Origin of the sequence: Streptomyces sp. NPDC093510 (assembly GCF_040683555.1) — a bacterium.
Taxonomy (GTDB): Bacteria; Actinomycetota; Actinomycetes; order Streptomycetales; family Streptomycetaceae; genus Streptomyces.
The window spans coordinates 288,298-313,981 of the sequence record NZ_JBFBEE010000005.1; the positions used below are offsets into that span (position 1 = coordinate 288,298).

General features: G+C 69.9%; 17 protein-coding genes and 4 pseudogenes. 10 read left to right on the forward strand and 11 right to left on the reverse strand.

Annotated elements, in window-relative coordinates:
- Positions 1 to 89: 89 nt before the first annotated feature.
- Positions 90 to 392, reverse strand: a pseudogene (locus AB0N81_RS10540) (transposase); the annotation flags it as partial.
- Positions 393 to 557: 165 nt separating this feature from the next.
- Between AB0N81_RS10540 and AB0N81_RS10545 the strand changes: the two are divergent.
- Together AB0N81_RS10545 and AB0N81_RS10550 are read left to right on the forward strand one after the other, a co-directional pair.
- A pseudogene (locus tag AB0N81_RS10545) lies at positions 558 to 1,262 on the forward strand (ISL3 family transposase); the annotation flags it as partial.
- Positions 1,263 to 1,546: 284 nt separating this feature from the next.
- Entirely contained in the window at positions 1,547 to 1,687 is a 141-nt protein-coding gene (locus tag AB0N81_RS10550; RefSeq protein ID WP_365357385.1) for a hypothetical protein, read from the forward strand.
- Positions 1,688 to 1,948: 261 nt separating this feature from the next.
- Here AB0N81_RS10550 and AB0N81_RS10555 read toward each other — a convergent pair whose 3' ends face one another.
- On the reverse strand, positions 1,949 to 2,746 hold the full coding sequence (locus AB0N81_RS10555; protein ID WP_365357386.1) for a serine protease: 798 nt from the start codon (positions 2,744 to 2,746) through the stop codon (positions 1,949 to 1,951).
- Between the two features lie 288 nt (positions 2,747 to 3,034).
- Between AB0N81_RS10555 and AB0N81_RS10560 the strand changes: the two are divergent.
- Positions 3,035 to 3,375, forward strand: a pseudogene (locus AB0N81_RS10560) (site-specific integrase); the annotation flags it as partial.
- Positions 3,376 to 3,587: 212 nt separating this feature from the next.
- On the opposite strand, the gene AB0N81_RS10565 reads toward AB0N81_RS10560, so the two are convergent.
- Both AB0N81_RS10565 and AB0N81_RS10570 read right to left on the reverse strand, forming a co-directional pair.
- Positions 3,588 to 4,847: an MFS transporter gene (locus tag AB0N81_RS10565; RefSeq protein WP_365357387.1), complete on the reverse strand. Its 1,260-nt coding sequence runs from the start codon at positions 4,845 to 4,847 to the stop codon at positions 3,588 to 3,590.
- Positions 4,848 to 4,863: 16 nt separating this feature from the next.
- Positions 4,864 to 5,589 (reverse strand): hypothetical protein, encoded by a 726-nt coding sequence (locus tag AB0N81_RS10570; RefSeq protein WP_365357388.1) that lies wholly within the window; start codon positions 5,587 to 5,589, stop codon positions 4,864 to 4,866.
- Between AB0N81_RS10570 and AB0N81_RS10575 the strand changes: the two genes are divergently transcribed.
- Complete coding sequence (locus AB0N81_RS10575; protein ID WP_365357389.1) at positions 5,576 to 5,803, forward strand: hypothetical protein; 228 nt, start codon at positions 5,576 to 5,578, stop codon at positions 5,801 to 5,803. The genes AB0N81_RS10570 and AB0N81_RS10575 overlap by 14 nt on opposite strands.
- Positions 5,804 to 6,079: 276 nt before the next feature.
- Here the strand turns inward: AB0N81_RS10575 and AB0N81_RS10580 are convergent, their stop codons facing one another.
- Positions 6,080 to 7,132 (reverse strand): S1 family peptidase, encoded by a 1,053-nt coding sequence (locus AB0N81_RS10580; RefSeq protein ID WP_365357390.1) that lies wholly within the window; start codon positions 7,130 to 7,132, stop codon positions 6,080 to 6,082.
- 622 nt (positions 7,133 to 7,754) lie between these two features.
- Between AB0N81_RS10580 and AB0N81_RS10585 the strand changes: the two genes are divergently transcribed.
- The 4 genes and pseudogenes from AB0N81_RS10585 to AB0N81_RS10600 form a co-directional block, all read left to right on the forward strand.
- Positions 7,755 to 9,332, forward strand: a complete 1,578-nt coding sequence (locus tag AB0N81_RS10585) for a S8 family peptidase (RefSeq protein WP_365357391.1) — start codon at positions 7,755 to 7,757, stop codon at positions 9,330 to 9,332.
- 514 nt (positions 9,333 to 9,846) lie between these two features.
- On the forward strand, positions 9,847 to 11,502 hold the full coding sequence (locus tag AB0N81_RS10590) for a hypothetical protein (protein WP_365357392.1): 1,656 nt from the start codon (positions 9,847 to 9,849) through the stop codon (positions 11,500 to 11,502).
- A gap of 221 nt (positions 11,503 to 11,723) precedes the next feature.
- Positions 11,724 to 14,462 (forward strand): LuxR C-terminal-related transcriptional regulator, encoded by a 2,739-nt coding sequence (locus tag AB0N81_RS10595; RefSeq protein WP_365357393.1) that lies wholly within the window; start codon positions 11,724 to 11,726, stop codon positions 14,460 to 14,462.
- A 405-nt stretch (positions 14,463 to 14,867) separates the two neighbouring features.
- Positions 14,868 to 15,634 (forward strand): annotated as a pseudogene (locus tag AB0N81_RS10600) (transposase); the annotation flags it as partial.
- A gap of 210 nt (positions 15,635 to 15,844) precedes the next feature.
- Here AB0N81_RS10600 and AB0N81_RS10605 read toward each other — a convergent pair.
- From AB0N81_RS10605 to AB0N81_RS10630, 6 genes are all read right to left on the reverse strand, one after another.
- Complete coding sequence (locus AB0N81_RS10605) at positions 15,845 to 16,681, reverse strand: sulfotransferase (protein ID WP_365357394.1); 837 nt, start codon at positions 16,679 to 16,681, stop codon at positions 15,845 to 15,847.
- A gap of 39 nt (positions 16,682 to 16,720) precedes the next feature.
- The gene (locus AB0N81_RS10610) at positions 16,721 to 18,598 is read right to left on the reverse strand and encodes an ATP-binding cassette domain-containing protein (protein WP_365357395.1); all 1,878 of its coding nucleotides are present in this window, start codon (positions 18,596 to 18,598) and stop codon (positions 16,721 to 16,723) included.
- Positions 18,599 to 18,717: 119 nt separating this feature from the next.
- Positions 18,718 to 20,130, reverse strand: a complete 1,413-nt coding sequence (locus AB0N81_RS10615) for a sulfotransferase (RefSeq protein WP_365357396.1) — start codon at positions 20,128 to 20,130, stop codon at positions 18,718 to 18,720.
- Complete coding sequence (locus tag AB0N81_RS10620; RefSeq protein ID WP_365357397.1) at positions 20,127 to 20,756, reverse strand: sulfotransferase family protein; 630 nt, start codon at positions 20,754 to 20,756, stop codon at positions 20,127 to 20,129. The genes AB0N81_RS10615 and AB0N81_RS10620 overlap by 4 nt, the downstream gene beginning before the upstream one ends.
- Positions 20,753 to 21,745 carry an NAD-dependent epimerase/dehydratase family protein gene (locus AB0N81_RS10625; protein ID WP_365357398.1) on the reverse strand — a complete coding sequence of 331 codons (993 nt, stop codon included), beginning with the start codon at positions 21,743 to 21,745 and terminating at the stop codon, positions 20,753 to 20,755. Before AB0N81_RS10625 ends, AB0N81_RS10620 begins: the two co-directional genes overlap by 4 nt.
- On the reverse strand, positions 21,742 to 22,917 hold the full coding sequence (locus AB0N81_RS10630) for a glycosyltransferase family 4 protein (protein ID WP_365357399.1): 1,176 nt from the start codon (positions 22,915 to 22,917) through the stop codon (positions 21,742 to 21,744). Before AB0N81_RS10630 ends, AB0N81_RS10625 begins: the two co-directional genes overlap by 4 nt.
- A gap of 849 nt (positions 22,918 to 23,766) precedes the next feature.
- On the opposite strand from AB0N81_RS10630, the gene AB0N81_RS10635 reads away from it, so the two are divergent.
- Positions 23,767 to 24,483 (forward strand): HEXXH motif-containing putative peptide modification protein, encoded by a 717-nt coding sequence (locus AB0N81_RS10635; protein WP_365357400.1) that lies wholly within the window; start codon positions 23,767 to 23,769, stop codon positions 24,481 to 24,483.
- A 23-nt stretch (positions 24,484 to 24,506) separates the two neighbouring features.
- On the forward strand, positions 24,507 to 25,676 hold the full coding sequence (locus tag AB0N81_RS10640) for a YcaO-like family protein (RefSeq protein ID WP_365357401.1): 1,170 nt from the start codon (positions 24,507 to 24,509) through the stop codon (positions 25,674 to 25,676).
- Positions 25,677 to 25,684: the final 8 nt, after the last annotated feature.

The window sequence follows — 25,684 nt, forward strand, 5'->3', positions numbered from 1 at the left end:
GGGCAGCGGGCAGCGGATTCGTCGGGGACACCTCTGCCAGGTCTGAGCTGACTGAGCGTTTCGCCCTGCGAGGTGTGTTTGATCCCGGGTCAGACTCCGCGCCAGTTGAAGGTGGCTTCGCCGATGAGACGGCGGGCCATGAGGTCGATCATCGCGAGGTGGACCATGGCTTCGGAATGGTGCGGATGGGGTTCGTAGTCGCGGGCGAGTCGGCGGTGGTGCATGAGCCACGATGCTCCGCTCGATCGTCCAGCGTCTCGGGTGACCGTGAATCCCTTGACGCCTGGGGGGCGTTGAACGCGGTGGACGTCGATGCCCAGGCGGGCGCCGTGGTCGATGGCGGTCGTGCGGTAGCCGGCGCCCAGCCACGCCTTGCGTATCTGCGGGCGCTCCTCGGTCCCGGGATCGCGGCAGCGGCCCCCGCAGCGGCAGGTGGGGTAGGAGACTTCCTCTCCCCTGCATTTGGCTCTGGTCCACTTCTTGTGGTCACGTACGCAACGTGACTGTCGATCTTTGTGTGGCGGCGGTTGAGGTCGCCCGAAAATCGCCCAGTCGGAATGCGGTGTGGTCGACAGTGCCGCGCCGTGAACGACGTACGGCCGCAGCTGGATGAGTTGCTGTTCTCCTCGGTGGAGGGCGTGTTCGTAGAGTCGGTCGAGGTGACCGACACGAGTGTCCAGGTTGAGGCCCGCACGACCGTCAGGCGGGCAGCCTGCCCGGGATGCGGGTGCTGGTCGGGCCGAATACACGGTTCGTACCTGCGATTTCCCCGTGATCTGCCAGCAGTCGGCAAGTTCGTCGTGGTGTCGTTACGGGTGCGTCGATTCGTCTGCGCGGAGGACTCCTGTCCGCGCAAGACCTTCGCCGAGCAGGTGCCCGGGCTCGCCCGCCGGTTCGGCCGGCGGACCGAGCGACTGCGATCGGCTTCGGTCTCGGTCGGTCTTGCGCTCGCGGGCCGGGCCGGCGCCCGGATGACGGACACCTTCGGGGCGCCGGTGAGCCGCAACACCCTGCTGAGACTGATCGCCTCGCTGCCGGACCCGCCTACCGCCACGCCCCGCGTGGTCGGCGTGGACGAATACGCCCAGCGCAAGGGACACATCTACGGAACTGTGCTCGTCGACGTCGAGACACGTCGCCCTGTGGACCTCCTGCCGGGCCGGGAGCCGGACACGCTGGCGGCCTGGCTCGCCGAGCGGCCCGGCATCGAGATCGTCTGCCGCGACCGTGCCCCCTTCTTCGCCGAAGGCGCCACCCGCGGCACCCCGCAGGCCGGCCGCGGCCGCCCCGCGGGCCGGGCCGCCACCGCGGACCGCCCCAACCCCCGTCCGAACCACCCGCTAGAACCCCCGGTCCGGGCGGACCCCTCGTCGGCCCGGACCCCGAAACGAGCCCCCTACGCCCGATCGCACCCGACGCTCACCTTCACCTCACCCTGCACCCCCAGCACCCCAGCGTCGCCGTCGCCACCTTCACCGGCACCAAGCTGCACACCGCCCGCGCCACCCTCGTCTCGGAAGGCTTCCGACCGGTCAGCGACGACACGATGCTCCTCGGCCGTATCGACCACGAGGAGCCCTACTACGCCAACGTCACCGCCAACCTCCTGCGTAACGCCGGCATGACCTGGCTGGACCGCGACGAGATCCGCCTCGTGTCTGCCGAAGCCCAGAAGATCCACGTATGACATCGCCTCCGGGTCCCTCACCATGTCCGGGCCAGTGAGCGCGGTGGCCTGCATGGGTACGACGGTGTCGAGAAGGTCAGCGGTATCAAGCGGCACCCTGCTCGTCGACACCCGCCCGCACCCGTCCGGGTCACCTGCGTGAGTCCGACCGGTGGAGGGGGTAACCGTCGTGCGGGGCCCAGGAGGAAGAGGACCCGTGGGGAAGCGGACGCGCAGGGCAGAGCGGGGCGCCCGCGGCCGCAGGCGCCCCGCCACGGAACGTCAGAGTCCCGCCGCCGCGTTCTCTATGTCCGCGGCGAACGTCGACACCTCGGTGTAGACACCCGGGTACTGCGGCCGCGCGCAGCCGTTGCCCCAGCTGACTATGCCGACCTGGATGTACGCGCCGGTCTCGTCCCTGCGGAACATGGGGCCACCGGAGTCGCCCTGGCAGGTGTCGATGCCGCCCTCGGCGATATAGCCGGCGCAGATCTCCTCGCTGGGCGTGAGGTCGTTTCCGTACGCCGCCTTGCAGTCGGCGTCGCTGACGAACGGGACGGTCGCCTTGAGGAGGTAGCGCTGCTGCGAGCCGCCTTCGCTGGCGGCGCCCCAGCCCGCGACGGTGAAGTCGCCCTTGTTGTACGTGGTGGTCTTGGCGATCTTCAGCGTGGGCAGGTCGATCGGCTTCGCCAGTTTGATGAGCGCCCAGTCCTTGCCCTTGCCGTTGTAGCCGGGGGCCTGGAGGACCTTGGTGGACTTGACCTTGATCGCGCTGGGGCTCCGCAGGTCCACGACACCGGCGGTGGCGGTGATGCTGGTGTTGTTGCCGGAGCCGTCGACGCAGTGGGCGGCGGTCAGCACGATGTCCTTGGTGTACAGAGCGCCGCCACAGCCCATCGACAGTCGGACCATGAAGGGGAATTCGCCCTGCTTGGCGGGGGTGCCCCCGACGACACTCTCACTCGGCTGGGGGCCCGGGCCGGGAGCGGCGGAGGCGACCACGGGCTGAAGGCTGAGGGTGGCGAGAGCGAGCGCACCGAGGGTGGCGGTTCTCTTGACTCCACGCAGCTTGGTCTTCAATTGTCTTCCCTTCGTGGGGGGGGATGAGGGGAGTGCGGGGCCCTGCCTGTCGCGCCGAATGTCCGGGTGACATGAGCCCGACAAAGTGTTGCCCCGGATTATGGAGATCGGCGTCCGCTCACGGCAAGGGGCCGTTTCCGGCCACAGCGTGCCGCGTGGCTACTGGAGTCCCGACAGGTTCACTCGTTCCTCTGACCAGCCATGAACGTGCATTCCAGCAGGTAGATGCCCTCGAACATGAACCCGCTCGATGGTGTGAGATCTCAGCAGCCCGGCGCCTCGATGGCTGTCGAGTCGCCGGTCGATCCGTTCAACCACCCCGTGCACCGTGGTGACTTCGGGCTGCGGATCCCGCCGTCGAAGCGGGCGACGAAGGAGTTCTTCACTCGTGGCGCGGTTCGCTGCCGGACGCGCGGAAGTACCCGGTGGCCTGCCGAAGCTATGTGATGGCGAAGCTGACGTACATTTCGGCGGTGTGGGCTGCGGAGTTGTGCGCCGTGACCATCGGCGACATCCACTGGGAGCTGGGTCAATGGGGCCGGTTCGTTGTCCAGGGTAAGGGTGCGCGGCGGTCCGGTCCGCGCGAGCGGCAGGCGTATCTGTTCCAGGAGGGTCGGGATCTTCTGTGGCGGCGGGCTCTGCCCGCGGGAAGGATCGCGGGGATGGTGCTGGCCGTGCTGCGGCCCAAGCACAACGCTATTCGCCAGGTAACCTTCCGCTGCCGCTGCCCGACCTGATCTACTCGGATGCCACCGCACATCACCGCATCGGCGAACGCTTTGCCCGCTGGTCTTTCACCCCGACGGACCGTTCGCCACCTGAGGGTTTCTCTGCCGCCGCGTCACGCGCGCCCGGCCGACTTCTGATTGTGCGGCGTTCCGTCCGGCTCCTCGTCCGGGGTGCTGGTGCCGAGCGTCGCGACTCCTGGCATGGGCAGGACAGCGACAACGGTCAGGAGCAGGGCACAGGCGGCGAAGGTGGCGATCGCCGGCGTGGAGAGCACGCCCAGCAGGAAGCCCGCCGCGGCCATGCAGAGTGGCATGAGGGCCTGGGTGAGCAGCGCGTCCAGGGCGTAGACCCGGCCGAGCATGTGGTCCGGGGTCCGTTCCTGCAGCGCCGCGCCCCATAGGACCGCGAACACTGACGCTCCCGCACCGGCCAGTGCGCTGGAGGCGATCACCCACGCGGTCGGCGCGTCCACCGCCACGGTGACGATCTGCGGCAGCTCGCACAGCAGGCCGAGCATGGCTACGGTGCCGGGCTGCCGGGTGCGTATGCGGGAGGCGGTGAGGGTCGCTGTGAGTGCGCCGCACGCGGTGGCGCTCGTGACGAGACTGAGCGCGGCCGGCCCCCGGCCGCCCATCACGAGCGGCACGATCACTGCCATCGGGGCGATGACCAGGGCTGCCTGGGCCGTGCCCTGAAGCATGACGCCGAGCATCCACTTCTGGCCGCGGACATGACTGATGCCTTCCAGTGCCTCGCGCACCAACCCGGCCTTGTCCGCGCCGTGCTTGCCGGAGCTCACGTTCGGTTCGTCCAGTTTCACGAGGGTCGCGAGGCTGAACACGAAGGTGAGAATGTTGATCAGCAGGCCCCAGCGCGGTGACGAGGCGGCGGCAACGGACCCACCGACGACGGGCCCGACGATTCCGGTGAAGCGGCTGGTGGCCGAGCGCAGTGCCGATGCCTCACGGCGCTTTTCCTGTCCGGCGAGCTGGGCGATCAGCGCGGTGTACGCGGGGCGGTGGATGCCCGCCCCGCAGCCGAAGAGGGCCCCCAGGGCTGCCAGGTGCCAGATCGGGGCGTCCGGACCCGTGAGCAGCAGGACGGCGACCCCGAGGATCCGCAGCAGGTCGGCCGCGCAGATCACCAGGGATCTGCGGACCCGGTCTGCGACGGCTCCGCCGAAGATCAGGGTGATGATGCTGCCCAAGGCGGTCGCCGCGAGCAGGGTGCCCAGCGCCTGCGCCGCGTCGGCCCGGGGCAGCAGGTACAAGGAGACGGTGACGGCGTAGACTCCGTCGCCGGTCATGCTGACGAACTGGCCCGCCCACACGCGCCCGAGTTTCGGGGTCCGCAGAACAGAGAACACTGTCACCTCTTACTGAGCCTCTTCATGAGCCGTACGGGATACGTCGTACGGGATGCGTCGTACTGGTTGGGGGCGAGGGCCCGGCCTTATGGCTGGCCGGCCGGCCCCGGCGCGGGTGCGCAGACCGTGTCGAGGAGCGTTTCAGCTCGTCGGGCAGGTGTACCGCACAGGCGGTCAACGGGGCCGGCCCCGCGAGTTCCTCATGAACAAGCCGCATGTCCGCCTCGTCCGCGGTGCGCTCGAAGATCGGGGGCATCGGGGTGGCCGGGTCGAAGTCACCGCGCGCCTGCCTGTCCGACGGCTCGACGGGAACGGTCGGTTCGGTCCTGGTGATCCACGGCACGCCGGTCTTGCTGGTTCGGTCCTTCTCGTACACGGCCGATTCACCGAGGGCCAGCCCGATCAGCTTCTTGTCGATGGAGAGCACGTTGGCGATCTCCTCCAGCTCCCCGAAGTCGTTCCACAGGAACTCCCCGTGCTTGCGCGGTGCTTGCACATAGCCGCCGCGCAGGGCGATCAGACGTACGGACGGGAATTGCGCCGCACTGTCGTTCAGGAGGGAGGACAGCAACTGGAGCCCGGCGACCTCCGGCACCTGCGCCTCGGGTACGGGCAGCAGGTTGCCGAAGGCACCCAGTTCACCGGCGGGCGGCACTTGCGCGTTGTGCGTGGCGATGAACACCTCGGGGGCGCAGTCGGCCGGCACGTCCTGGCACACGGCGGTGTCGGACTGGATGAAGACCCCCACCGCCCGCTGCGCCGACGGGCTTTATGTAGAGGCTGGTGACCCGGCTCTCCCAGACCGGCACGTCCCGGTCGCCCTGCGGCAGCGACAGTTCGGCGCCGCCGATCTTCAAGGGTTCGGCGTGGTCGAGAAGGTGCAGCTCCTCTCCCTAATTCCTGCCCATGTCACCGACGCGGAACTTTGGGCGAACAGCTGGTATTGCCCGACGATCATTTGAGAATCACGGATCAGAAGTCAACCCTCTCAAGAGAGTTTGCTGAAATGCGCCATTTCTTTGATTCTGCTTCAGGGCATGCTGAAGGAACCCGGGGTGCGGGCGGACATGCATTGGGCGAGTGTCAGGCAGAAAAATCACGACGGGACGTTCAGGCTCGGCACGGGGACGCCGCATCGTCTCGGCCATGCGGGGCAGACCGTTCTGAATCCACTACCGCTTCGCAGCGAGCAACGGCTGCCGGACCCCCCAAAGTGCGGCGGCCGACCTGCCCGTGGGTCAGTACACGCTCACGCCGTACGCGGCCAGGGCTTCGCGCACCGGCTGGTGGAGGGCCGTGCCGTTGGTGCCCGTGCAACCGGAGCCGCCGGAGTGGATGCCGAGGGCGACCGTGCCCGTGAAGTGGGCGCCGCCGCTGTCGCCTCCCGCGGAGCAGGCGGTGGTGCGGACCAGGCCGTAGACGGGCCCGTCATCGTAGTTGGCCGTGACGTTGACTGCGGTCACGGAGCCGCTCGTCACCTTGGTGGTGGATCCGCTCTTCTTGATCGCCTGACCCACGACGGCGTCGGCGGCTGAGGAGATGTCCTGGTAACTGCCGTTGTACAGATTGACGTTACCGGCAGGGGAGGAGCCGTTGGTGTAGCGGACGAGGCCGTAGTCGTCGATGGGGAAGCTGGTGTCCTCGCGCACACCGATGGTCGCGCCACCGGACGTGGCGGACCAGGTGGGGCTGTTGTCGGTGCAGTGCCCGGCTGTGACGAAGTATCGCGTGGAGCCCTTGGAGACGTTGAAGGCGGCTGAGCACCGTGAACCGCCGCCGTAGATGGCGTCTCCGCCCGCTATCTCACGCTTGAAGGTGCCGGGCACGCGACTGACGCGAACCGCACCGTCCAGCGAATCGACGACCCGGTGCAGCCGGGCGAGATCACGGTCCGACACCGACTGGTCGGCCTGCACGGCTATCTGGTTGGTGCGGGGGTCGACGCCCCAGGAGGTGCCGGATATCTTCGCGCGGGATTCCAGCGCGTCCATGGCGGCTTGGAGTTGGGCTGCGCCGCGTCGCACCCGCTCGGGCCTCGCGCCGGTGGCGCGGACGCGTTCGGCGGCGGAGTCGCTGGTGACGGTGACGACCAGCTCTCCGGTCCTGCGGTCGAGGTAGGTGCCAGCGCTGTCGTCGCCCAGTTGCCGCTCGATCTGCGCGTTGAGGGCGTTTACCGCGGAGGGGTCGGGCGTCGGTTCGCTCTGCGCGCCGGCGGGGGTGGCGCCCAGGGCGAGGGTTCCGGAGACGAGCAGGGCAGACAGGCCCAGACGCGCATAAAAGGTACGTCTCATGTGGGGGTGCTCCTTAGGCGGTGGCGTGATGTGGGGGTCCCGCGGTGCGAGTGGGACGTATCGAGGAAGGAAAGTGGCATGCCCGTGACAGTCACGCAAGGGCCTGATCTGCTTCGCCCGGTCCGAAGTCCCGGCCTGGGGCACCCCGTTACCCCCCGGGCCACTGACTTCCCGAAGGCGATTCAGAGTGATCGGCGCAGCCCAGAGCCCGATTCCTCAGCTGTGACACGAATCCCTGCCCGGAAGGAGGTTCGGTCGCTGGCTGGAAACAAATAGGTGCTGCTACGGATTGCCGCGTTCCGTCGGTGGGGCGGATGCTCTGGGAGGTGCGGCGGCCGCTGTGTCCGTGGCCTTCAGGGATGCCTCCCCGGCGTGACTGGTGGTTACGACGTCTTCCCCCCAGAAGTAGGGCCGTCGCACCGGCGCCGCTGCGGAGCTTTTCCGCAGCGGCACCCCCTTCCGCAGACCGGTACGGCGCTAGCGCGCAGCACGAGTTGTCAGGTGCCCGACAGGGTCGGTCACCTGTGTGCGGTGCGTGTGCACGTTGCGGCGCCTGTCGTCGGAGGGGTTGCTCCATGGCTTCTGGGCCGGGTGGTCCGGTCCGTCCTCAAGGAGGATCTGCATGGTGTCCCAAGCTGTGGCATGGCGCGGTGTTGCTGCCGGTTGTGCCAGTGTTGCCCTGTTAATCGGAGCGGGAACAGCGGTGAGCGCGGCCCCTACCCCCTCGGGTGAGGGAAGGATCGTGGGCGCGGACCGCGCCGGTGCGATCAAGGGCTCGTACATCGTCACGCTGGAGAAATCCGTCGACCGCACGGCCGTGGCGGGCAAGGCGAGAGAGCTGGCCGGCCGGCACGGCGGGACGGTGCGCCATACGTACACCTCCGCGCTGCGCGGGTTCTCCATACGCATGACGGAGGCAGCCGCGAAGCGGCTCGCGGCAGACCCGGCGGTGGCGCGGGTGGAGGCGGACGGGACTGCACGGATCAGCGGCACGCAGGACAACCCCACCTGGGGCCTGGACCGGGTGGACCAGCGGGACCTGCCTCTGGACAAGAAGTACACCTACCCCAACACCGCGTCCAACGTCACCGCGTACGTGGTGGACACCGGTGTGCGCACCACACACCAGGACTTCGGCGGGCGGGCCGTCTCCGGTTATGACTTCGTCGACAACGACTCCAACGCTTCCGACTGCAACGGCCACGGGACGCACGTGGCCGGCACGGTCGGCGGCAGCGCCTACGGTGTCGCCAAGGGCGTGAAGGTCGTCGCCGTGCGCGTATTGGACTGCGGCGGCAGCGCTCCATGGTCCACGGTCATCAGCGGTATCGACTGGGTGACCCGCAACGCGGCCAAGCCCGCCGTGGCCAACATGAGCCTGGAGGGGGACAAGAATCAGTCCCTCAACGACGCCGTGGCCAACTCGATAGGCTCCGGCGTGACGTGGGCGGTGGCCGCGGGCAACAGCGGCAGGGATTCCTGCCTCACCTCGCCGGGCTCCGTCGGCTCGGCCCTCACCGTCGGGGCGACGGACAGCACCGACACCCGCTCCGTCTGGAACTCCGGCCTGTCGTCCAACTACGGTACCTGCCTCGACGTGTTCGCTCCGGGCTCGAACATCACCTCCACCTCGCATACCAGCGACACCGGCACCACGGTCAAGGGCGGTACGTCGATGGCGTCGCCGCACGTAGCGGGGGCTGCGGCGCTGGCGCTGTCGGCGAACCCTTCCTGGTCGCCCTCCCAAGTACACAGCAAGATCGTGCAGGATGCCACGACCGGCAAGGTGAAGGACGCGAAGAGCGGTTCCCCGAACCGGCTGCTGTACGTGGGCACCGGCTCCACGCCGCCGGACGGACCGAAGTTCGAGAACACCACCGACTACCCGATCAACGACAACGCCACCACCGATTCGCCCATCACCGTCAGCGACGTGTCCGGCAACGCACCCGCCGACCTCGCGGTCGCCGTGGACATCCGCCACACCTACCGCGGTGACCTGCGCGTCGACCTCATCGCCCCGGACGGCAGCGCCTACCTCATCAAGAACTACAGCAGCAGCGACAGCGGGCAGAACGTCCAGGGCACCTACACCGTCAACGCCTCAGCCGAGACCGCGAACGGCACCTGGAAGCTGCGGGTCAGCGACAACGCAGCCGAGGACACCGGCTACATCAACAGTTGGTCCCTCCAGTTCTGACCCGCCCGTCCGCCGGGGCAGACCCGTTAAGTCGCCTCGGCCCTTGACCGCACGGCCCGGCCGGCCATGGGAGGTCGCTGCAGGCGCGCAGCACGCGCCGGGACGTGCACCCCGGCCGCACGGACTCAAGGTCCCGAATTCTCAGAGTCCGTGCGGCCCACTCCTTCACCGGCAGGCAATCGTCACCCGAGAGCCGCTCGGGTGACGGTTGCCGCCCTCCTCGTGGCGGCATTGCGCCGGCGCCGCCCTTTGGACACACCCCCCGGCCGGTCATGGGGAAACGCTGTTGGACGACGGCGTGACCGGGTGTGCGAGGTCGCACGGGCCACCCACGGCCCGTGCGGCCACCCCCTGTGACAGGCCGGGCGTCCAGATGGTGAGATACCGGGCGAACCGAAGAATCCATCGTCCACGGCTTGCTAAACGAAAGAATCAGTCACTAAGAATGGCTTACCGGGAAAGATTTGCGGCCATTGTTGGCGGCTTCCCGGCCTACCTTGAGGAGCAGTGCGATATGGGCACCAGGCGGCGCAATGACGGGCCGACGCAGGACCGGCCGGCCGTCGGCCGGCACAGCAGACGGATGACTCCGGGCCGTCTCGCCGCCATCGCCGCGGCCGGGACCCTCGCTGTCGGCGGGATCGTGTGGGTGCAAAGCGATGAGCAGTCCGCTCAGGCCACCGGCCCGCAAGCAGGGGCGGCCACGGTAAAGCTGTCGGGGACCCGCCTTGCGTATACGCCTGACAAACAGGGCAACCGGATTCCGGACTTCTCCTCGGCCGGCTACGGGGGTGGCACCGCGATTCCCAAGGTGCCGGTCGTGGCCCGTGTCGCGGCTGCTGCCGGCGGTGATGACACCGCCCGGATCCAGGCCGCCATCGACCAGGCCGCAGCACGCCCGGCGAGCGGCGGCGTGCGCGGCGCGGTCCTCCTGGAGCCGGGCAAGTTCCGGGTCACCGCGTCGCTGAAGCTTCCCAGCGGGGTCGTCCTGCGCGGCTCGGGCACCGGCAGCCGTGGCACGCTGCTGCTCGCCCAGGGCACACCCGGCTCCCTGATCACCATCGGCTCAGACGCCCCCTATACCCGTGTCGGGCAGCGGGCGAGCATCAGCGACTCCTACGTGCCGGTCGGCGCGACGGAGCTGAACGTGGACAACGCCGCCGGCTTCAAGAAGGGCGACCGGATCGTCGTGCAGCGCCCGACCACGCAGGCATGGATCAACGCGATCGGCATGGACAAAATCCCCGGCGGGGAGGCGTGGAAGCCGAACTCGGGCATCCTAGCGGTGCGCACCATCACCGCCGTGGCGGACAAGACCCTCACCCTCGACGCGCCGATCACCACGGCGATCGAGAAGAAGTACGGCGGCGGCACCGTATGGCACTACACCCTGGACGGACAGGTCACCGACGCCGGAGTGGAAAACCTCGCCGCTGACGCGACCGCCTTCACCAAGGACCCGGGCTACGGCCGCCCTGAAGGCGGCAAGAACCGGGAGGCCGGCGCCTTCGCCTCCCGGCTGCTGACAGTGAAGGCCGCCCGAGATGTGTGGGCCAAGGACGTCAAGCTGACCCGCTTCGGCTCCGGCTTCTACGTCAACGACAACGCCAGCCGCGTCACCATCCAAGGCGCCCAGGACCTGAACATGGCCGTGCCCGACGGGCTGGCCCCGCCACCGGCGTTCATGGTCGGCGGCCAGCAGGTCCTCATCCGCGACACCACCGTCACCGGGGATCGTGTGCACGCCTGGACCACCCAAGCCTTCGCCGCCGGACCCAACGTCTTCACCGACTCCACGGCCAAGTCGGTCTCCGGCCACGGGCAGATCGATGCCGGACCGCACATGCGCTGGGCCTCGGGCACCCTGTACGACCGGCTGACCATCACCAGCAGCGACAGCGCGTTCATCGCCGCCAACGCCTGGGACGGCGGCACCGGCCACGGGTGGCAGGGCGCCAACAACGTGTTCTGGAACACCAAGGCCGCCAAGTACGCCATCCTCGCCCCGCCCACTGCGGACAACTGGGCCTTCGGACCCACCGGCAAGCAGGTTCCCGGCAAGCACGATGCCGACCTGCCAGCCAAACCCGCTGTCGGCACCATCGTCAGCCCGGGCACGCCAGTCGAGCCGGCCAGTCTCTTCGCGCAGCAGGTCCGCGACCACGGCTGAGCACCAGCTGCCGGGCGGGCTCTGCAGGGGGGAGCCCGCCCGGCACCCGACCGCGGTGCCCCGCGCCGCGGGGCACCGTCGTATCCAAGGAGAGTTCGGTACACCGTGAACGTCCCAGAGCTGACACCGGCCCGGCTCATCGGGCGAGCCGATCAGCTGGACCAGCTGGTCCACACCGCCGCCCACCCGCCGGACTGATTGTTCTGGCCGGAGAGGCGGGCGTGGGCAAGACCCGCCTGGTCAACGAGATGCTCAAGGCCGAAGTCCTGCGTGGGCGGCCGCGCCTGGTCGGCGGATGCATCGAATTCCCCGACCCGCCCCCGCTCGCCCCGCTCATCGACGCACTCGCCGATCTACCCCCCGACGCGCTGACCGGCGCTCCGGCCCTGTCCGGAGCGCTCGCTCCGCTTCTGCCGGAACTGTCCCACCTGCTGCCGCCGCCCCCGGCCCCGCTGGGCGATGCCCGGGCCGAACGCCACCGCCAACTGCGCGCCGCCCACGCTCTGCTCGGCCATGTGGGGCCGGCCGTCCTGGTCCTGGAGGACCTGCACTGGGCGGACACCGTGACCCGGGAGTTCCTGCGGTTGCTCACCGCCCGCCTCCCCGAGCACTTGAGCCTCATCCTCACCGACCGCGGCGATGCTGATCCATCCGCCCCTGCTCACGCACTCCATGGCCGCGCCCCGCACGTCCTCGTCCAGGAAATGCGCGTGCAGCCCTTCACAGCCGCTGAGACCGGCGAGTTCGCCGCGCAACTCCTTGGTGCGAACACCGTGTCGGACGACTTCGCTGATCGGCTGCACCAGCGCACAGCCGGACTGCCCTTCGCCATCGAAGAGGTCCTGCGCCTGATCACCAGCGGCAGTGCCTCCTCACTGGACGGAGACAAGCTCGAGCAGGCGGGCCTTCCCTCCCCGGTGCGACACATCCTGCTCAACCGGCTCGCCCACCTGTCGCAAGAAGCACGGCGCATGGTCTTTGCGGCCGCCGTCGCGGGCCGTGCCGTCACCCTCCCCCTGCTCACTGACATCACCGCGCTGCCCGAGCCGGAAGCCCGCCGAGCTCTGACTCTGGCACTCGATCACTCCGTGCTGCACCCCACCGCGGCAGGCACCTACGACTTTCGCCACTCCCTGGCCCGCCAGGCCGCCTACGAGGCGATCTGCCATCCCGAACGCCGCGCCCTGCACCTGCGCACCGCCAAAGCACTCCTTACCCACACATCACCGCTGCCGCTCGCGCAGATCGCCCACCACTACCACCAGGCCGGACGCACCGAGCAGTACCTGCGTTACACCGAAGCCGCCGGTGACCGGGCAGAAGCCCAGGGCGACTCCACCGCCGCCACCGAACACTTCCACGCCGCGCTTCAGGACCATCCCGCGTCCCGCGCACGCATCCGCCTCGGCCTCAAACTCGGCCGCGCCGCCATCGCCGCCATGCCCCACGCCGGGACCGTCACCGCCCTGCGCCATCTGCTCGCCGAAGACCAACTGCCCCTGCGGGCCCGCGGCGAACTGCGCCTCTACCTGGGAACGTTGATGCGCAACCAAGCCGGGGGCGGCCTGAAAGGCATCGACGAGATCGCCCGGGCCGTACGCGACCTCACGCCAACGGCACCGGACCTGGCCGCCCGCGCACTGTCCGCCATCGCGATCCCCTCCCTCAAGGGCTGGCCCCTCTCCCAGCACCTGTACTGCCTCGACCAGGCCCAACAACTCATCCACCGCGTCACCGACCCCGTCCAGCGCACCGCCATCACCGCCAACCGCGCCAGCGCCCTGATGTTCAGCGGTTCCCCAGAGGCATGGGATGCATCCCGGGACCTCCCTGCCCAGACCGACAACCCGGCCGAGGAAGTGCAACTGGCCCGGGGCTGGGTCAACCTGGCCCATGCCACCACCGCCCTGGGCCACCCCAGCGCAGCCGACACCTACCTCGCTCAGGCCGACGCCATCCTGCAGCGCAACGGCATCCCCTACCTCGAAGGGCTCGCGGAAACCGCCCACCTCCTGCTGAACTGGACCACCGGCAACTGGAGCGGTCTGGCCGAACGCGCTGAGCACGCCGCTGCCCTGTACGCGGACATCCCCGACCTGGCGGCCGAAGCACTCCTGGTACGCGGCCTGCTCCGGCTCCACATCCAAGAAGACACCAGCAACGCCCGCCACGACCTGCTGCGCGCCGCCCACATCACCCAGCTGGACACCGGCATCGTTCTCACCGCCTCCGCCGCGGGCATCGCCCGCATCCACCTCGCCGCCCAGCGCCCCGACCACGCACGTACCGCCGCCAACGAGGCCCTGCATTACATCCGCCGCACCAACGGCTGGATCTGGGCCACCGACATCGCCCCCACCGCCGTCGACGCCCTCACCCAGGCCAGCCGCCACGACCAGGCAGCACAACTCGTCCAGAACTTCGCCCACGGCATCGACGGGTGTGACGCCCCCGCCGCCTTCGCCGCCCTGACCACCTGCCAGGCCCACCTTGCCGAGTCCGAACAACGCCATACCGATGCCGAACGGCTGTATGCCGCGGCGGAAAACGCCTGGCAGCACATAGGCCGGCCCATCGACCGAGCGCGCGCCCGCGAAGCACGAGGACGCCGCCTGCTGCCCCACCACCCCCAGCAGGCCGAACAGCACATCACCACTGCCATCGACATCTACCGAGGCAGCGGCGCGAGATGGGACATCGGCCGCTGTCAGCGCCTGCTGCGCCGCCACGGCGTTGTCATCAACCAACGCCCCGGCCCCCTGGGCTATGGAGACCAGCTCTCCCCCCGCGAGACGGAAGTGGCCGTCCTGGCCGCGCAAGGCCGCTCCAACCGCGAGATCGCCGCGCAACTGATCTTGTCCCACCGCACCGTCGAACACCATGTCGCCAAAGCCATGCGCAAACTCGGCGTATCACGCCGCAGTGAACTCACCACCCGCATCCCACCACTCCGAGCCTAGGAACCCCTCACATCAACCAAAGGTGCCGCGTCGGACTCGCGATGCAGGAACATGGGTGGTTGGGCCGACTGCGTGGGATGCTCACGACGGGTTGTGGCGGCTTGTCCAAGCGCGCCGCCGCCGTAGGAAAATCGGCCGTCGGTAGCTGAGGGGAAGTGGTGCCCGGGCCCGGGGTTTTGCAGGCCCTCCTACTCGTGCCGCATACCGTGAAGCAGGGCTTTATCGCTGCCCCTCCCGATGAGTTGTCGCGGATCCCGGCACTGCGGTGGACGTTGTGATTGTCCCAGATCACGACGATGGGCTGCCGAGTTGGATTTGAGCGCGCACGACCAGATCACGGTAGTTCTGCCAGGTGAAGCCTGGTGGAGTGCCCAGGTGGTGGCCCTGGACCGGTGGGTGGCGGTCGTCGCCCGGAACATGGGCTGCCAGGTCGCCTATCTGCCGGGCCTGACGATGCGGCGGATCGCCGACCTCTATCCCGTATCCCGGCGAGGCCAAGACCGACGCCCGCGACGCGTTCATCATCGCGGACGCGGCCCGGTCGATGCCTCATACCCTCCGCTCGGTCGAGCCCGACGACGAGACCGTTGCCGAGCCGGAGATGCTCGTCGGCTTCGACGACGACCTCGTCGCCGAGGCCAACCGGCTCTCCAACCGGCTCCGCGGCCTGTTCACGCAGATCCACCCGCACCTGGAACGGGTCCTGGGCCCGCGCATGCAGCACCCGGCCGTCCTGGCCCTGCTGGAGCGGCTCGGATCTCCCGACCAGATCCGCCAGGCCGGACGCCGGCCACCCTCTTTCGGCAGTCCTGACGTCGATGCCGGGCGTCGGCGTCAGGACCGCAGCCCGCCTCCTCATCGACGTCGGCGACGGCGACGGCGACGGCACCAGGTTCCCCTCGGCCGCCCACCTCGCCGCCTATGCGGGCCTCGCCCCGAGGACCCGCAGCTCGGGCCCCTCGATCCGCGGCGAACAGCAGTCCAGGCGAGGGATCAAGCAGCTCAAGCGGGCCTTCTTCCTCTCCGCGTTCACCACTCTGTCCGATCCCGCCTCCCGCACCTACTACGAGAAGAAGATCAAGGAGAGCAAGCACCACACGCAGACCCTCCTCTGCCCCGCCCTCCGTCGGGCTGATGTGCTCTTCGCGATGCTCCGCGACGGGGCCCTCTAACAACCGCCAACCCTCGTTGCCCCTTGACCGAAGTCATAGAGGCCCCCCCCGGGGGTCTCCGACTCGTGCCCGACCCGGGCCACGTGGGAGGAGTGGTTCCAGTATGAGGTGCCCGGGTGCTTCTTGGAGACCGCGGTCCAGCCCGGACGCGGGCTGGAGACACAGGGGTCGATGTAGACGGGGTAGACGTCTCCGGTGCGTCAGCAGCGGTCAACGCGCATAGGGCGCGTTGGTCTCGCCCGCGATGGCGTCGAAGGCGCGCAGGGCGGGCTCGGACATCTCCTCACGCCAGCGCAGGTCCAGCACGATCGCGGGTGGGTGGCCGAGGTAGTAGGCGCGTTTGGTGCGCTCCAGATTGACGGACCGGTCCGTGGCCCGTGCGGCGCGTTCCCGCGCCACGATGTACTGAGTGCCCTCGTTGCCGCCCAACGGATGCTGGACGCTGGCCCAAGGGTCGAGCATCGCGGGAAGGAAGGAGAAGCCCAGTGTCGCGCTCAGGTGGGACAGGACGTCTTCAGGGTCGGTGGCGACGTCCTCGTAGTGCACCCGGCTGACGATGCCCGGCCAGCGGGCCGCGAGATCCTCTGTCCGGCGGATCTGGGCGACCCACTCCGCGGCCAGCTCCGCCGGGCGGGCGTCGGGGTACTTGCGCAGGAGGGAGTTGACCACCGCCCGGCCATCACGAGCCAGCACCACCAGATGACGGTGGACGGCACCGGGCAGCAGTGCCGCCTGCTGATCGATCCAGCCGACCGCTTTCGTGGAGTCCACGACGAAGGGGCGGCCGCAGCGCCGGGCCAGCACCTCGTAGAGGTCGGGACCGGTGCTCGGCAGCGGGTCGCCCCACACGGGACAACCGTCGGTGCAGAAGTTGCAGCCGACGGTCCGCCCCTGTGCGTCGGTGGTGCCGAGGCGGGTGCTGTTCCACGCCTCGCCGGCGAAGCAGACCGCCGGATGCGCACCCAGCATCAGCCCGAGCAGCGTGGTACCGGAGTGCCCGGCCCCCATGATGAAGATCACCGTCCTGTTGTGCCGCTCACTGTTCATCACTTCATAGCACCTTTGTCGCCGGGGTCGAGGAACCGGTCACCGGTCTTGGGACAGCTTGTGCAGTTCCGCGAACAGCTCGCCCTGCTCGAGGAGTTCATCGAAGGTTCCCTCCTCTGCGATGCTCCCCCCGGCCAGCACGATGATGCGGTCGGCGACTCGGGTGTTGGTGAGGTTGTGCGTGACGAACACGGCGGTCCGGCCTTCGGCCAGCGTCTTGAAGCTGCTGATCACCCGGTGTTCGGCACGCGGATCCATCGCGGAAGTGGGCTCGTCGAGGACCAGGACGCCGGCCTCTCGGTAGCAGGCGCGGGCGACGGCGAGGCGCTGCCACTGGCCGCCCGAGAGATCGTGCCCGCCCCAGAACGACTTGGCCAGCAGTGTGTCGAGACCGTTCGGTAGTCCTGCCAGCACGCTGTCCGCGCCGGCCTCGCGGGCGGCGGCGTGCACGAGGCCGTCCCCGCCGCGGGCCTGACCGAGCGTGATGTTCTCCCTCGCGGCCATCGGCCACTTGGTGTAGTCCTGGGGCACCAGACCGACGCGCGACCAGACCGAGTGCGGATCTGCCTGGGCCAGATCGATGCCGTCCCAGCTGACCGTGCCGTGTGTGGGCAGGTAGAGGCCGGTGAGGAGGTGGGCGAGAGTCGTCTTGCCGGAACCGTTCTCACCCACCAGGGCGACGACTTCGCCTCTGCGCAGGGTCAGGCTGATGTCGTGAACCGCGAAGTCGTTCGCCGGGCTGCCGGGATGTCGGTAGGACACTCGGTGGGCGCGGATCTCGCGTGGCCCTGCCGAGTCGATCGCCAGCGGTCCGCGCGTGGCGCGCAGGGTGTCGGCGAGCGCCAGGAAGTCCCGCCAGTCCTGGAGGTGGAGCGAGGTGCGGAACAGCCGGGCGCTCGCCACCACCAGCGAGTTGAGCGCGCCGGTGGAAGAGCGGACGGCGACCACGGCCGTGACGGCGACCGCGAGCGCGATGGTGCCGTTCATCGCCAACAGCCCGACGGTGAGCCAGGTGAGGGTGAGCATGATGCCGGTCCCGGCCGCTCCGCCGAGCGTCACCAGCAGCACTCTGGGGGCGGCCGCCCGGTGCCTGGTTCTGATCCGCGTCGCGACTTGGGCGTACCACTGGCGCAGGAACGCGGCCATGGTGCCGGCCCTGACTTCGGCGGCCGTCCGGCGGTCCGTGCTGTGCTGGCGCAGGATGTAGCGCAGTCGGTTGTCGGCGAGGCTGGTGTGAGCGGTGCGGTGGGCGATACGAGCCGCGCCCAGAGCGGCCGCCCCCTTGGGAAGCATCGCGAGGACCAGCAGCGGCAGCAGCAGGGGGTTCAGCAGGGTGAGGACGGTCGCTGCGGCCGTCAACTGCGCCACCGCGGAGATCAGTTGCTGGGCGTCGGCAATCAGATCCTGCGTGGCCATTGCCCCCAGCCCGGCGGCCTGGAGCGAATCGTTGAACTCCGGCTGGTCGTACGCGGTCAGCTCGACCTCCGGGGTCTTGGCGAGGATACGTTCCTCGGCGAGGGCCGTCACCTCCGGTCCCAGTTTCACCGCCGCGTACTGGGAGACCCCGTCCGACGCCGCCCGGGTCGCGGCCGCCCCCGCCGCGACAAGCAGAGCCGGCACCGCGGCGTGCAGCCGCTCGGTGGCCTGGCCCTGCCCGACAAGGGCTCCGATCACCTGGGCGGTCGCGGCCAGGACCACCGCGGCGAAGGCAGCCGCGAGCAGCTGGGCCACCAGCAGTTGCAGGGCCGCCCTCCGGTCGGCGACCCAGCTCAACCGGGCGGCGGCGGCGATCGTGGCGGGCAGACGAGCCGCCATCTGCGCCAGTCCCGCCGCCGCGACGTGGTCGTGATGCGGGTCGTCCCAACCCAGGCTCAGTTCGGGCTGTTGAGCGGAGGTCGAGGGAGCATGGGTCGGCACCCGTGTCATCCTGCCGTCACTCCCGGTGCCGCACGGTGACACCGCTCCGGGCCGCGACTCTCCGGGCGCGGAAACCCCACGTGCGGATGACAGTGCGGATGACAGTGCGGTGGAGGATTTCACACTCTCGGGAACGGTCCTGGTGGATTCGGCCGGCCGAGAAAAGGGGCGAGCTTCTCCCATCCCTCGCCCGCGCAGATGTCCAGTATCAGCAGATCCCCGGGGCGTCGAGCGAAGTGACGCTGTACGCGGACGAGTTGTTCCTGGTAGACCCGGGCCAATCGAGCCAGGTCGAGGGTCTCCCCGCCACAGATCCGCGTACGGAACAGATACGCCGCCTCCCTGTGGGCGGCACGCTCGGCCGCGGGCGCCCTCGTCGGCCAGTCGGTGTCCCAGAGCCGCTTCACCGCACGCAACCAGCTCTCCGTCTCCCGTACGGTGACGACGAACCGTGCCCGCGGGTGCCGCGCGTCCAGTGCCGTCAGGGATGCGAGTGCGAAGACGCTCGTCAAGCCGTCGTAGTGCCGCAGCGCCGGAAAGTCACCGTCCCCGCGGCGCAGGGCCGCCAGGTCCGCCGCGCCCAGGGGGTAGTGGGCGAGGTCGAACCCGAGCAGGTGGAGGGCCTCGACCAGGCTCCGGGTCGCCGTACCGGGCAGGCCGAGGGAGAATACCTTGGGCCGGTCGGCGGCGGGGCCAAGGGTCTGCGGGGCGCGGGCCACGGCCTTCCGGACCTTGGCCATGGTCAGCCGAGGACGGCTGGGCAAGCACAGCTCCCCCACCACGCGGGCTGCCAGTTCGGGCAGGCCGTCGAGGTACTGGCCCAGCGCGTGCGGGGTGACATCGGCGGGTACCACCGAGCGGCTGTGCCGTATCGCCTCTCTGGCGACCACGAAGTCCGGGTCATCCCCCCAGCGCAGCAGGGCCGACTTCAGCACCGCGTGTGCGCTTTCGGTACGGCTGCGCACCTCGCGCAGAGCGTACTTGGCGTAGATGTCGTGATAGTGCTGGAAGTGGTCGTGCAGGATGTGGAAGCCCTTCAGCTGCACATCGGGCTGGAGATGGCGTCGGGCGAGGTGCCGCCGGAACGCCTCGGGCCGCAGCATCGGCCCGCGCCCCGCCGCTGGTGCCTCCGCTTCGACATCCACCTCCCTCATCGCCCGGACCAGGTCGGTTCGGGTGATGTGCACCCCGCAGTGGACCCGGCCGCGGAACCGGTCGTGCACGAAGCAGTCGACGTATGCCAGGTCGTTGGCGTCGAGAAAGGGCCTCATGTCCTCGAGGATCAGGCAGTCGGCGTCGACGTGGACGACGTGCGAGGCGTCGCCGTGGTCGATGTGCACTTGGCGGTCCACGGCGCGGGCGAGTGGCCGGATGTTCTCCGCGATGTGAACCCGGCGTGGGCGGATGTGGCGGATCGCGAGGCCGAGAGCGAGGTGGGTGGTGCGCTCACCGACCGTGCGGAGCACCAGGTCGACCGGACGGCCGGCGGGCGGTGACCAGTCACCGGGGAGGGTGCGGATCGCGCCGCTCACGGCCGGTCCTGGGCGGGCGAGGGCCGGTTGACGTTCGGGAAGGGGCCGTCGGGGGCCTCCTTGCCCAGGAAGGGGGCCAGCCGTTCATAGCCCTCGCCCCCGGCGATGTCGAGGACGAGCAGGTCGTCGTCCCGGCCCGCGAAGTGGTGCAGCACCTGCTCGACGTGGCGGCGGTGGACGCGGGCGAAGCGTTCCGGGTTGAATTCCAGACACCCGTAGACGGCAGCGCGCAGGAAGCGCTGCATGTCCGGGTACCCCTCGCCACGGTCGGTTTTGCTGTCCACCGGTCGTGCCCAGTGCGTCGCGCACGAGCGCAGCCAGGCCTGCTCCTCCCGGACCGTCAGGATGAATTTGGCTCCGGGCCAGTCGAGATCGAGTTCCTCGTAGTACGGAACCACGCTGATGTCGGTGATCCCGTCATGGTCCGCCAGCAGCGGAAAGCGCCCGGTGCCCGCGAGCAGGGTCCGGTAGGTGGCGGGGTCGGAGGGGTAGTGCACGGTGTCGAAGCCCAGGGTTCGCAGCGCGGCGGTCAGCGAGCGGGTGCCGGTGCGCGAGAGGCCGATACCGAAGACCTTGGGACGAGGACGGGAGCGGTGTGGTGCCGCACCGGGAGTACTACCGGTCACGTGGCCCCCCTCCACAGGGCTCGCGGGCCGGTGCTTCCGGACTCGGGCCGTCGCGCCAGGTCGATGACGGCCTGGTCGGCCATCGCCGCCAGACCGTCGTCCAGCTCCGTGCGGGGCCGATATCCGAACGCCCGCGCCGCCAGGGCGATGTCGGCCGCGGTGCGCCGGGCGTCGCCATGGCTGCCGGGCCGTGGGTCCAGGTTCACCGGGCCGACGAGACGCTCGACGGCCGCGATGGCGTGCTTCATGGACACCGGGGCGTCACCGCCGAGGTTGGCCACGCCGGTGAAAGAGGAACCGGCCGCGTCCCGCATCGCCGTGACGACATCGTGCACGTAGGTGAAGTCGCGGATCTGCTCGCCGTTCCCGTAGAGCGGGAAGGGCCCGCCGGTCAGAGCCGCTTCGATCAGCCGGGCCAGGGCCATGTCGGGCCTCTGCCGTGGGCCGTACACGCTGAACAGGCGTAGTGACACCGCGGGCAGGCCAAAGGTGATCCGATAGATCTCGCACAGATGTTCCGCCGACAGTTTGGTCACGCCGTACGGCGTGAGCGGCCGGGGGCACACCGACTCGTCCGTGGGAATGACCGGGGCGTCGCCGTACACGGAGGAACTGGAGGCGTAGACGAACTTGCGCAAAGGTCGGTCCCTCACTGCTTCCAGGAGCCTTTGCGAGGCGAGCACATTGCGACGGGCGTACAGCTCGAAGTCCTTTCCCCACGAAGGCCGTACGCCTGGTTGACCGGCCAGGTGGTAGACGACGTCCGCTCCGTCGACGAGGGGTTCGAGAGCGGCTTCCAGCAGGTCCACGCGGTGGAAGGTGAAGGACGGGTGCGGGATCAGGTCGCGCAGGTTTCGTTCCTTGAGTGCCGGGTCGTAGTAGTCGGTGAGCATGTCGATACCGAGGACGCTGTCACCGGCCGCGAGCAGGTGAGCGCAGAGGTGGGAGCCGATGAAGCCGGCGGCGCCGGTCACCACGGCCCGCGTCAAGGCCGCGACCCGGTTGTGTCGCCGAGCCCGGCCAGCACCCGGTCGGCCCGGAGCCGCCAGGTGTGCCGGTCGTGGAGCTGCCCTCGTGCCTCGCCGCCCAGGGTGGCGCGCAGGTGTACATCACCGACGAGCCTCTTGACCGCGGCCGCCCAGGCTTCGGCGGAGTCCGGCGGGCAGAGCAGGCAGTTGACTCCGTCGGTCAGAATCTCCCGGAGTACCGGCAGATCCGAGGCGATGACGGCCTTGCCGTAGGACATGTACTCGAACAGCTTCATCGGCGATACCCAACGGCTGATCTCGCCCACGCCTCCGGCACAGTACGTCCTGCGCTGGTAAGGCGCCAGGACGATGTCGAACGCACGCTGGTAGGGGGCCAGCTGGGCAGGCGGGAGATGCCCGTGGAAGTAGACGTTGGAGTGTGTGCAGCGGCTCTGCCAGTGGGCGCGGTCGGCCGCGGTGCCGCCGACCAGGTGGAAGTCGGCCTCGGGTACGCGGGCGGCGAGTTCGAGGATGACGTCGGTGCCGCGCCCCGGGTACAGATGCCCGACATAGCCGATTTTCGGTGCCTCCGGGCGGCCCGGCAGGTCTGCCACCGGCCCGTCGGCCGGGGCGGGGTCGGCACAGTCATGAGCCGTCACCAGATCCGTCCGCCGCGACGAGTCGAGCTCCGGAAAGACGCGGCGGTAGTCGTCGGCGAGCGCCTGGGACACGAAGACCACGCGGCGCAGGTTCCTTCTGCGGAACAGGACGCCTTCGATCCTCCGGACGATCCGCTGCGGCCACATCAGATGCGTCTCGTACACCAGAGGGGCCAGGCCCGACGAGACGAGCAGGGCACGCAGGTCTCGTCCGTACAGCAGATCGGGGGCGCCTCGTCGGCGCAGGTCGGTGCGGATCCGCCAGGCACGGATCCATACGCCCGGGCCCGGCAGCGCGGGCTGGGCGATGCTCCGCACCTCGAAACGGTTGCGGGTGCCGTAGTAGCGGTGCGTGTCACCGGCGGGCACGGTCCCCGGCAGCGCGTAGAGGACGACCTCGTGCCCCGCGTCGGTGAAGGCATCGCACATCCGCATGACGTGGACGCCGTTCGCGTAGACGGAGGGGATGCTGCCGGAGTGCAGGTAGGCGATCCGCATGGCTGGATGGGCCTCCGGGATGCTGGTGAGGGACACCCATGCTCCGCAGCCGGGCGTCGGGGCACAATGCCCGCCACCGGGCGGCCGTGGCACACAGGGGCGCACAGCAGCGCACGGGCGGGCCCGGCCTCACCCTTGCCAGCCAGATTTGACGGGCCGACAGGGTCCATGGCGCCCCACGCGTCACATGCGCATCGCCAAGGGCCGCTCACCGGAACGCCGTTCGCCTGTTCCATGCTGTTGCGGGCGGGGCCGGAGCACGGAAACCCCCGGCTGTCTGGTTCCCGCACTGGCCGTGCCTCCGCCGATGGTGCGCCGTCCCGCCGTGCGGTACTTCTGAGCGGGGCGTCATCCGACGCCGCCGGGCCCGAGCACAGCCGTGGAGGACATCGTGGAGAACGAGGACATCGAGCAGGTCACCGAGGAGCTCCCCGAGTACGCGCTCATGATCGACATTCCGGACCAGGACTGAGCGGTCCGGACAGTCGCACCCGCCCATCGTGCCGGTGCTCGTGCCGGCGAGGTTCGTTCCGTCGGAGCCCCCGCGCGCTCACCGCACCCGGCAGACGGCCCGGCGGTTTCACCGTGCGGGTTGTCGGCCGCCCGGCGCGCGGGGCGCTGTCCCCCGAAGGGCCGGCCTTGTCGGCCACGGCACCAGTCCTCACCCGGCCAAGGGAGTGAACGCGTGGAGGTGAGCAGTTGCTGCGCGTAGCACCCGACACGCGCGAGGCGGTGCGGGATGAGGGAGCGGTCCATCGAGTGGTCTGTTCCGTCCTGACGGCGGCCGGACTCCCCGCGCCGCCGGAGGCGCATCCCGCCGTGGTGGCGGCCACGTTCACCCTTCAGGCGGAGCCAGGACTCACTCCTCCGGCGATCTTGCGCAGCATGCGTGACACCAAGGCCCGCGAGAGCCTGGCGCCCGCGGAGCCGTCCCCCCACCTCATCCGCTCGGTGACCCGCGCACTGTCCGCTCTGCCAACCGGAGCCGACGCCCCCGGGGGCTCCCGCGTGGTGTCCTGGCAGCGCCCGGACCGGGCCGTGCTCGACGAGAGCGTCGCGCGGCTGGCGGCCGCCTGGCCGCTGATGCTGAGCGAACTGCGTATCGGTGTCGCGCAAGTGGCTCTCTTGGAGGGCCCGGCGATCGACGGCTTCACCGACTTCGCCACTCATGGCGCGATCTACGTCAACCGGTCGCGGCTGCGCACCAGTCCCCGCGGGCTGCCCGGTCCGGTGCGGTGCGCGGAGGCGCTGGTGCACGAAGGCACCCACACCCGCTGCAACGCCGCCCAACTGAGCACTCCGTTCCTCACCACGGACGCGGACTCCGCGCGTCCCGTCCGCACTCCCCTGCGCGCCGACCCCCGGCCTGTGGCAGGGCTGTTCCAGCAAATGGTCGTCCTGGCCCGGAGCAGCGCGCTCTACGCGCTGCTTCTCGGCGGTGACACCACGGCCGCGGACGCGCTGGAGGCCCGCCGGGTCCTGCTGGCGGAGAGGGCGCGGCAGGCGATCGGCTCCCTGCGGGACCGCGCACCACTGCTCACCGGGCACGGGCTGACCGTGCTGGAGGAGTGTGCCGCCCTGCTGAGGACCACCGCCGTCTGACCCGAGACCCCGGAGCCACGCCGATGCCGCAGCCCACAGCTCCCTACTCGCCCACCACCTGGGAGCCTCAGGTCTTCGCACCGTTCTCCGTCGAACCGGCGGTGCTCTTCGGGCGGGTCGCCGCCCGCAGCGCGCTGTTCGCCGCCACGGACAGCGCCGGCGGCGACCACGTCCTGATCGGCAGCGCTTCGGGGGAACACCCCGACGACGTCGCCGTACGAGCCCGCGGCGAGCTGCTGGAGCGCCTGGGCAACGTGCTCGCGGCCCGCGCCGCCGAGGAGTCCTGCTCTCTCCTCGCCGATCACGCCGAGCTGGTCCGTCGAGGCGCTCCCGCCCTGGACCCCGCGCCCTGGTCCGGGCCGGCCACCCGAAGCGTGCGCCAGCTGTGGGTCACCGGGCGCTCCCTGCTCTCCGGTTCGGAAGTACTGGTTCCGGCAGGTCTGGCCTACCTGCAGCACCGTCCGCCCACGGGTTGCGCGGCGCCCGACCGGGCCGGCTCCACGGGCCTCGCGGCCCACCCCGACCCGGGCGCCGCCGTCGACCATGCCGCATGGGAGACGCTCGAACGCGATCTGCTCCGCCTGAGCTGGCAGGATCCGGCACGGCATCCGCCCCGCCAGCGTCCCGTACACGACGAACTGCCCCTCCCCCTGCGCCGCGTATGCGAGCACCTCGGACTGCGGGCGACCGCCTTCACCCTGCCCGCGCCCGGCTTCCACGCCGTCGCGGTCTGTCTGCACACGCCCGAGCACAGCGAGCAGACGTTCGGTGCTCGTTGCGGCCCTCCAGGGCAGGATGCGGAGCTCATCGCCCGCGCGGCCCACGAGGCGCTCATGGTGCGCTGGAGCATGAGCACGTCGGCGGCCCGACGGGTCCGCGGGCGGTCCCTACCCGGCGACAGACCGGTCTCCGCGGTCGAGCACGCGGTGTGGACGTATCTCGGCTGTCAGGACGCGATGGCGCGTTGGCTGCCGCACACCACGGCAGACCGGCGCCCGACAGGGCAGGAGCCGGTGGACCCGGTGCGCCTGCTCGCCGAGCACACCGGCCAGGACGTGATCGCGGTCGACACGACCCCCGCCGCGTTCGCCGCCTCCGGCCCGGCCGTCGTCCGGCTGATCGCCCCCGGCGCCCTGCCGCTGCCGTCTGCCTTTTCCCCCGGCTCGCGCGTTCCGCCGCATCCCTTCGGCTGAACCCCTCA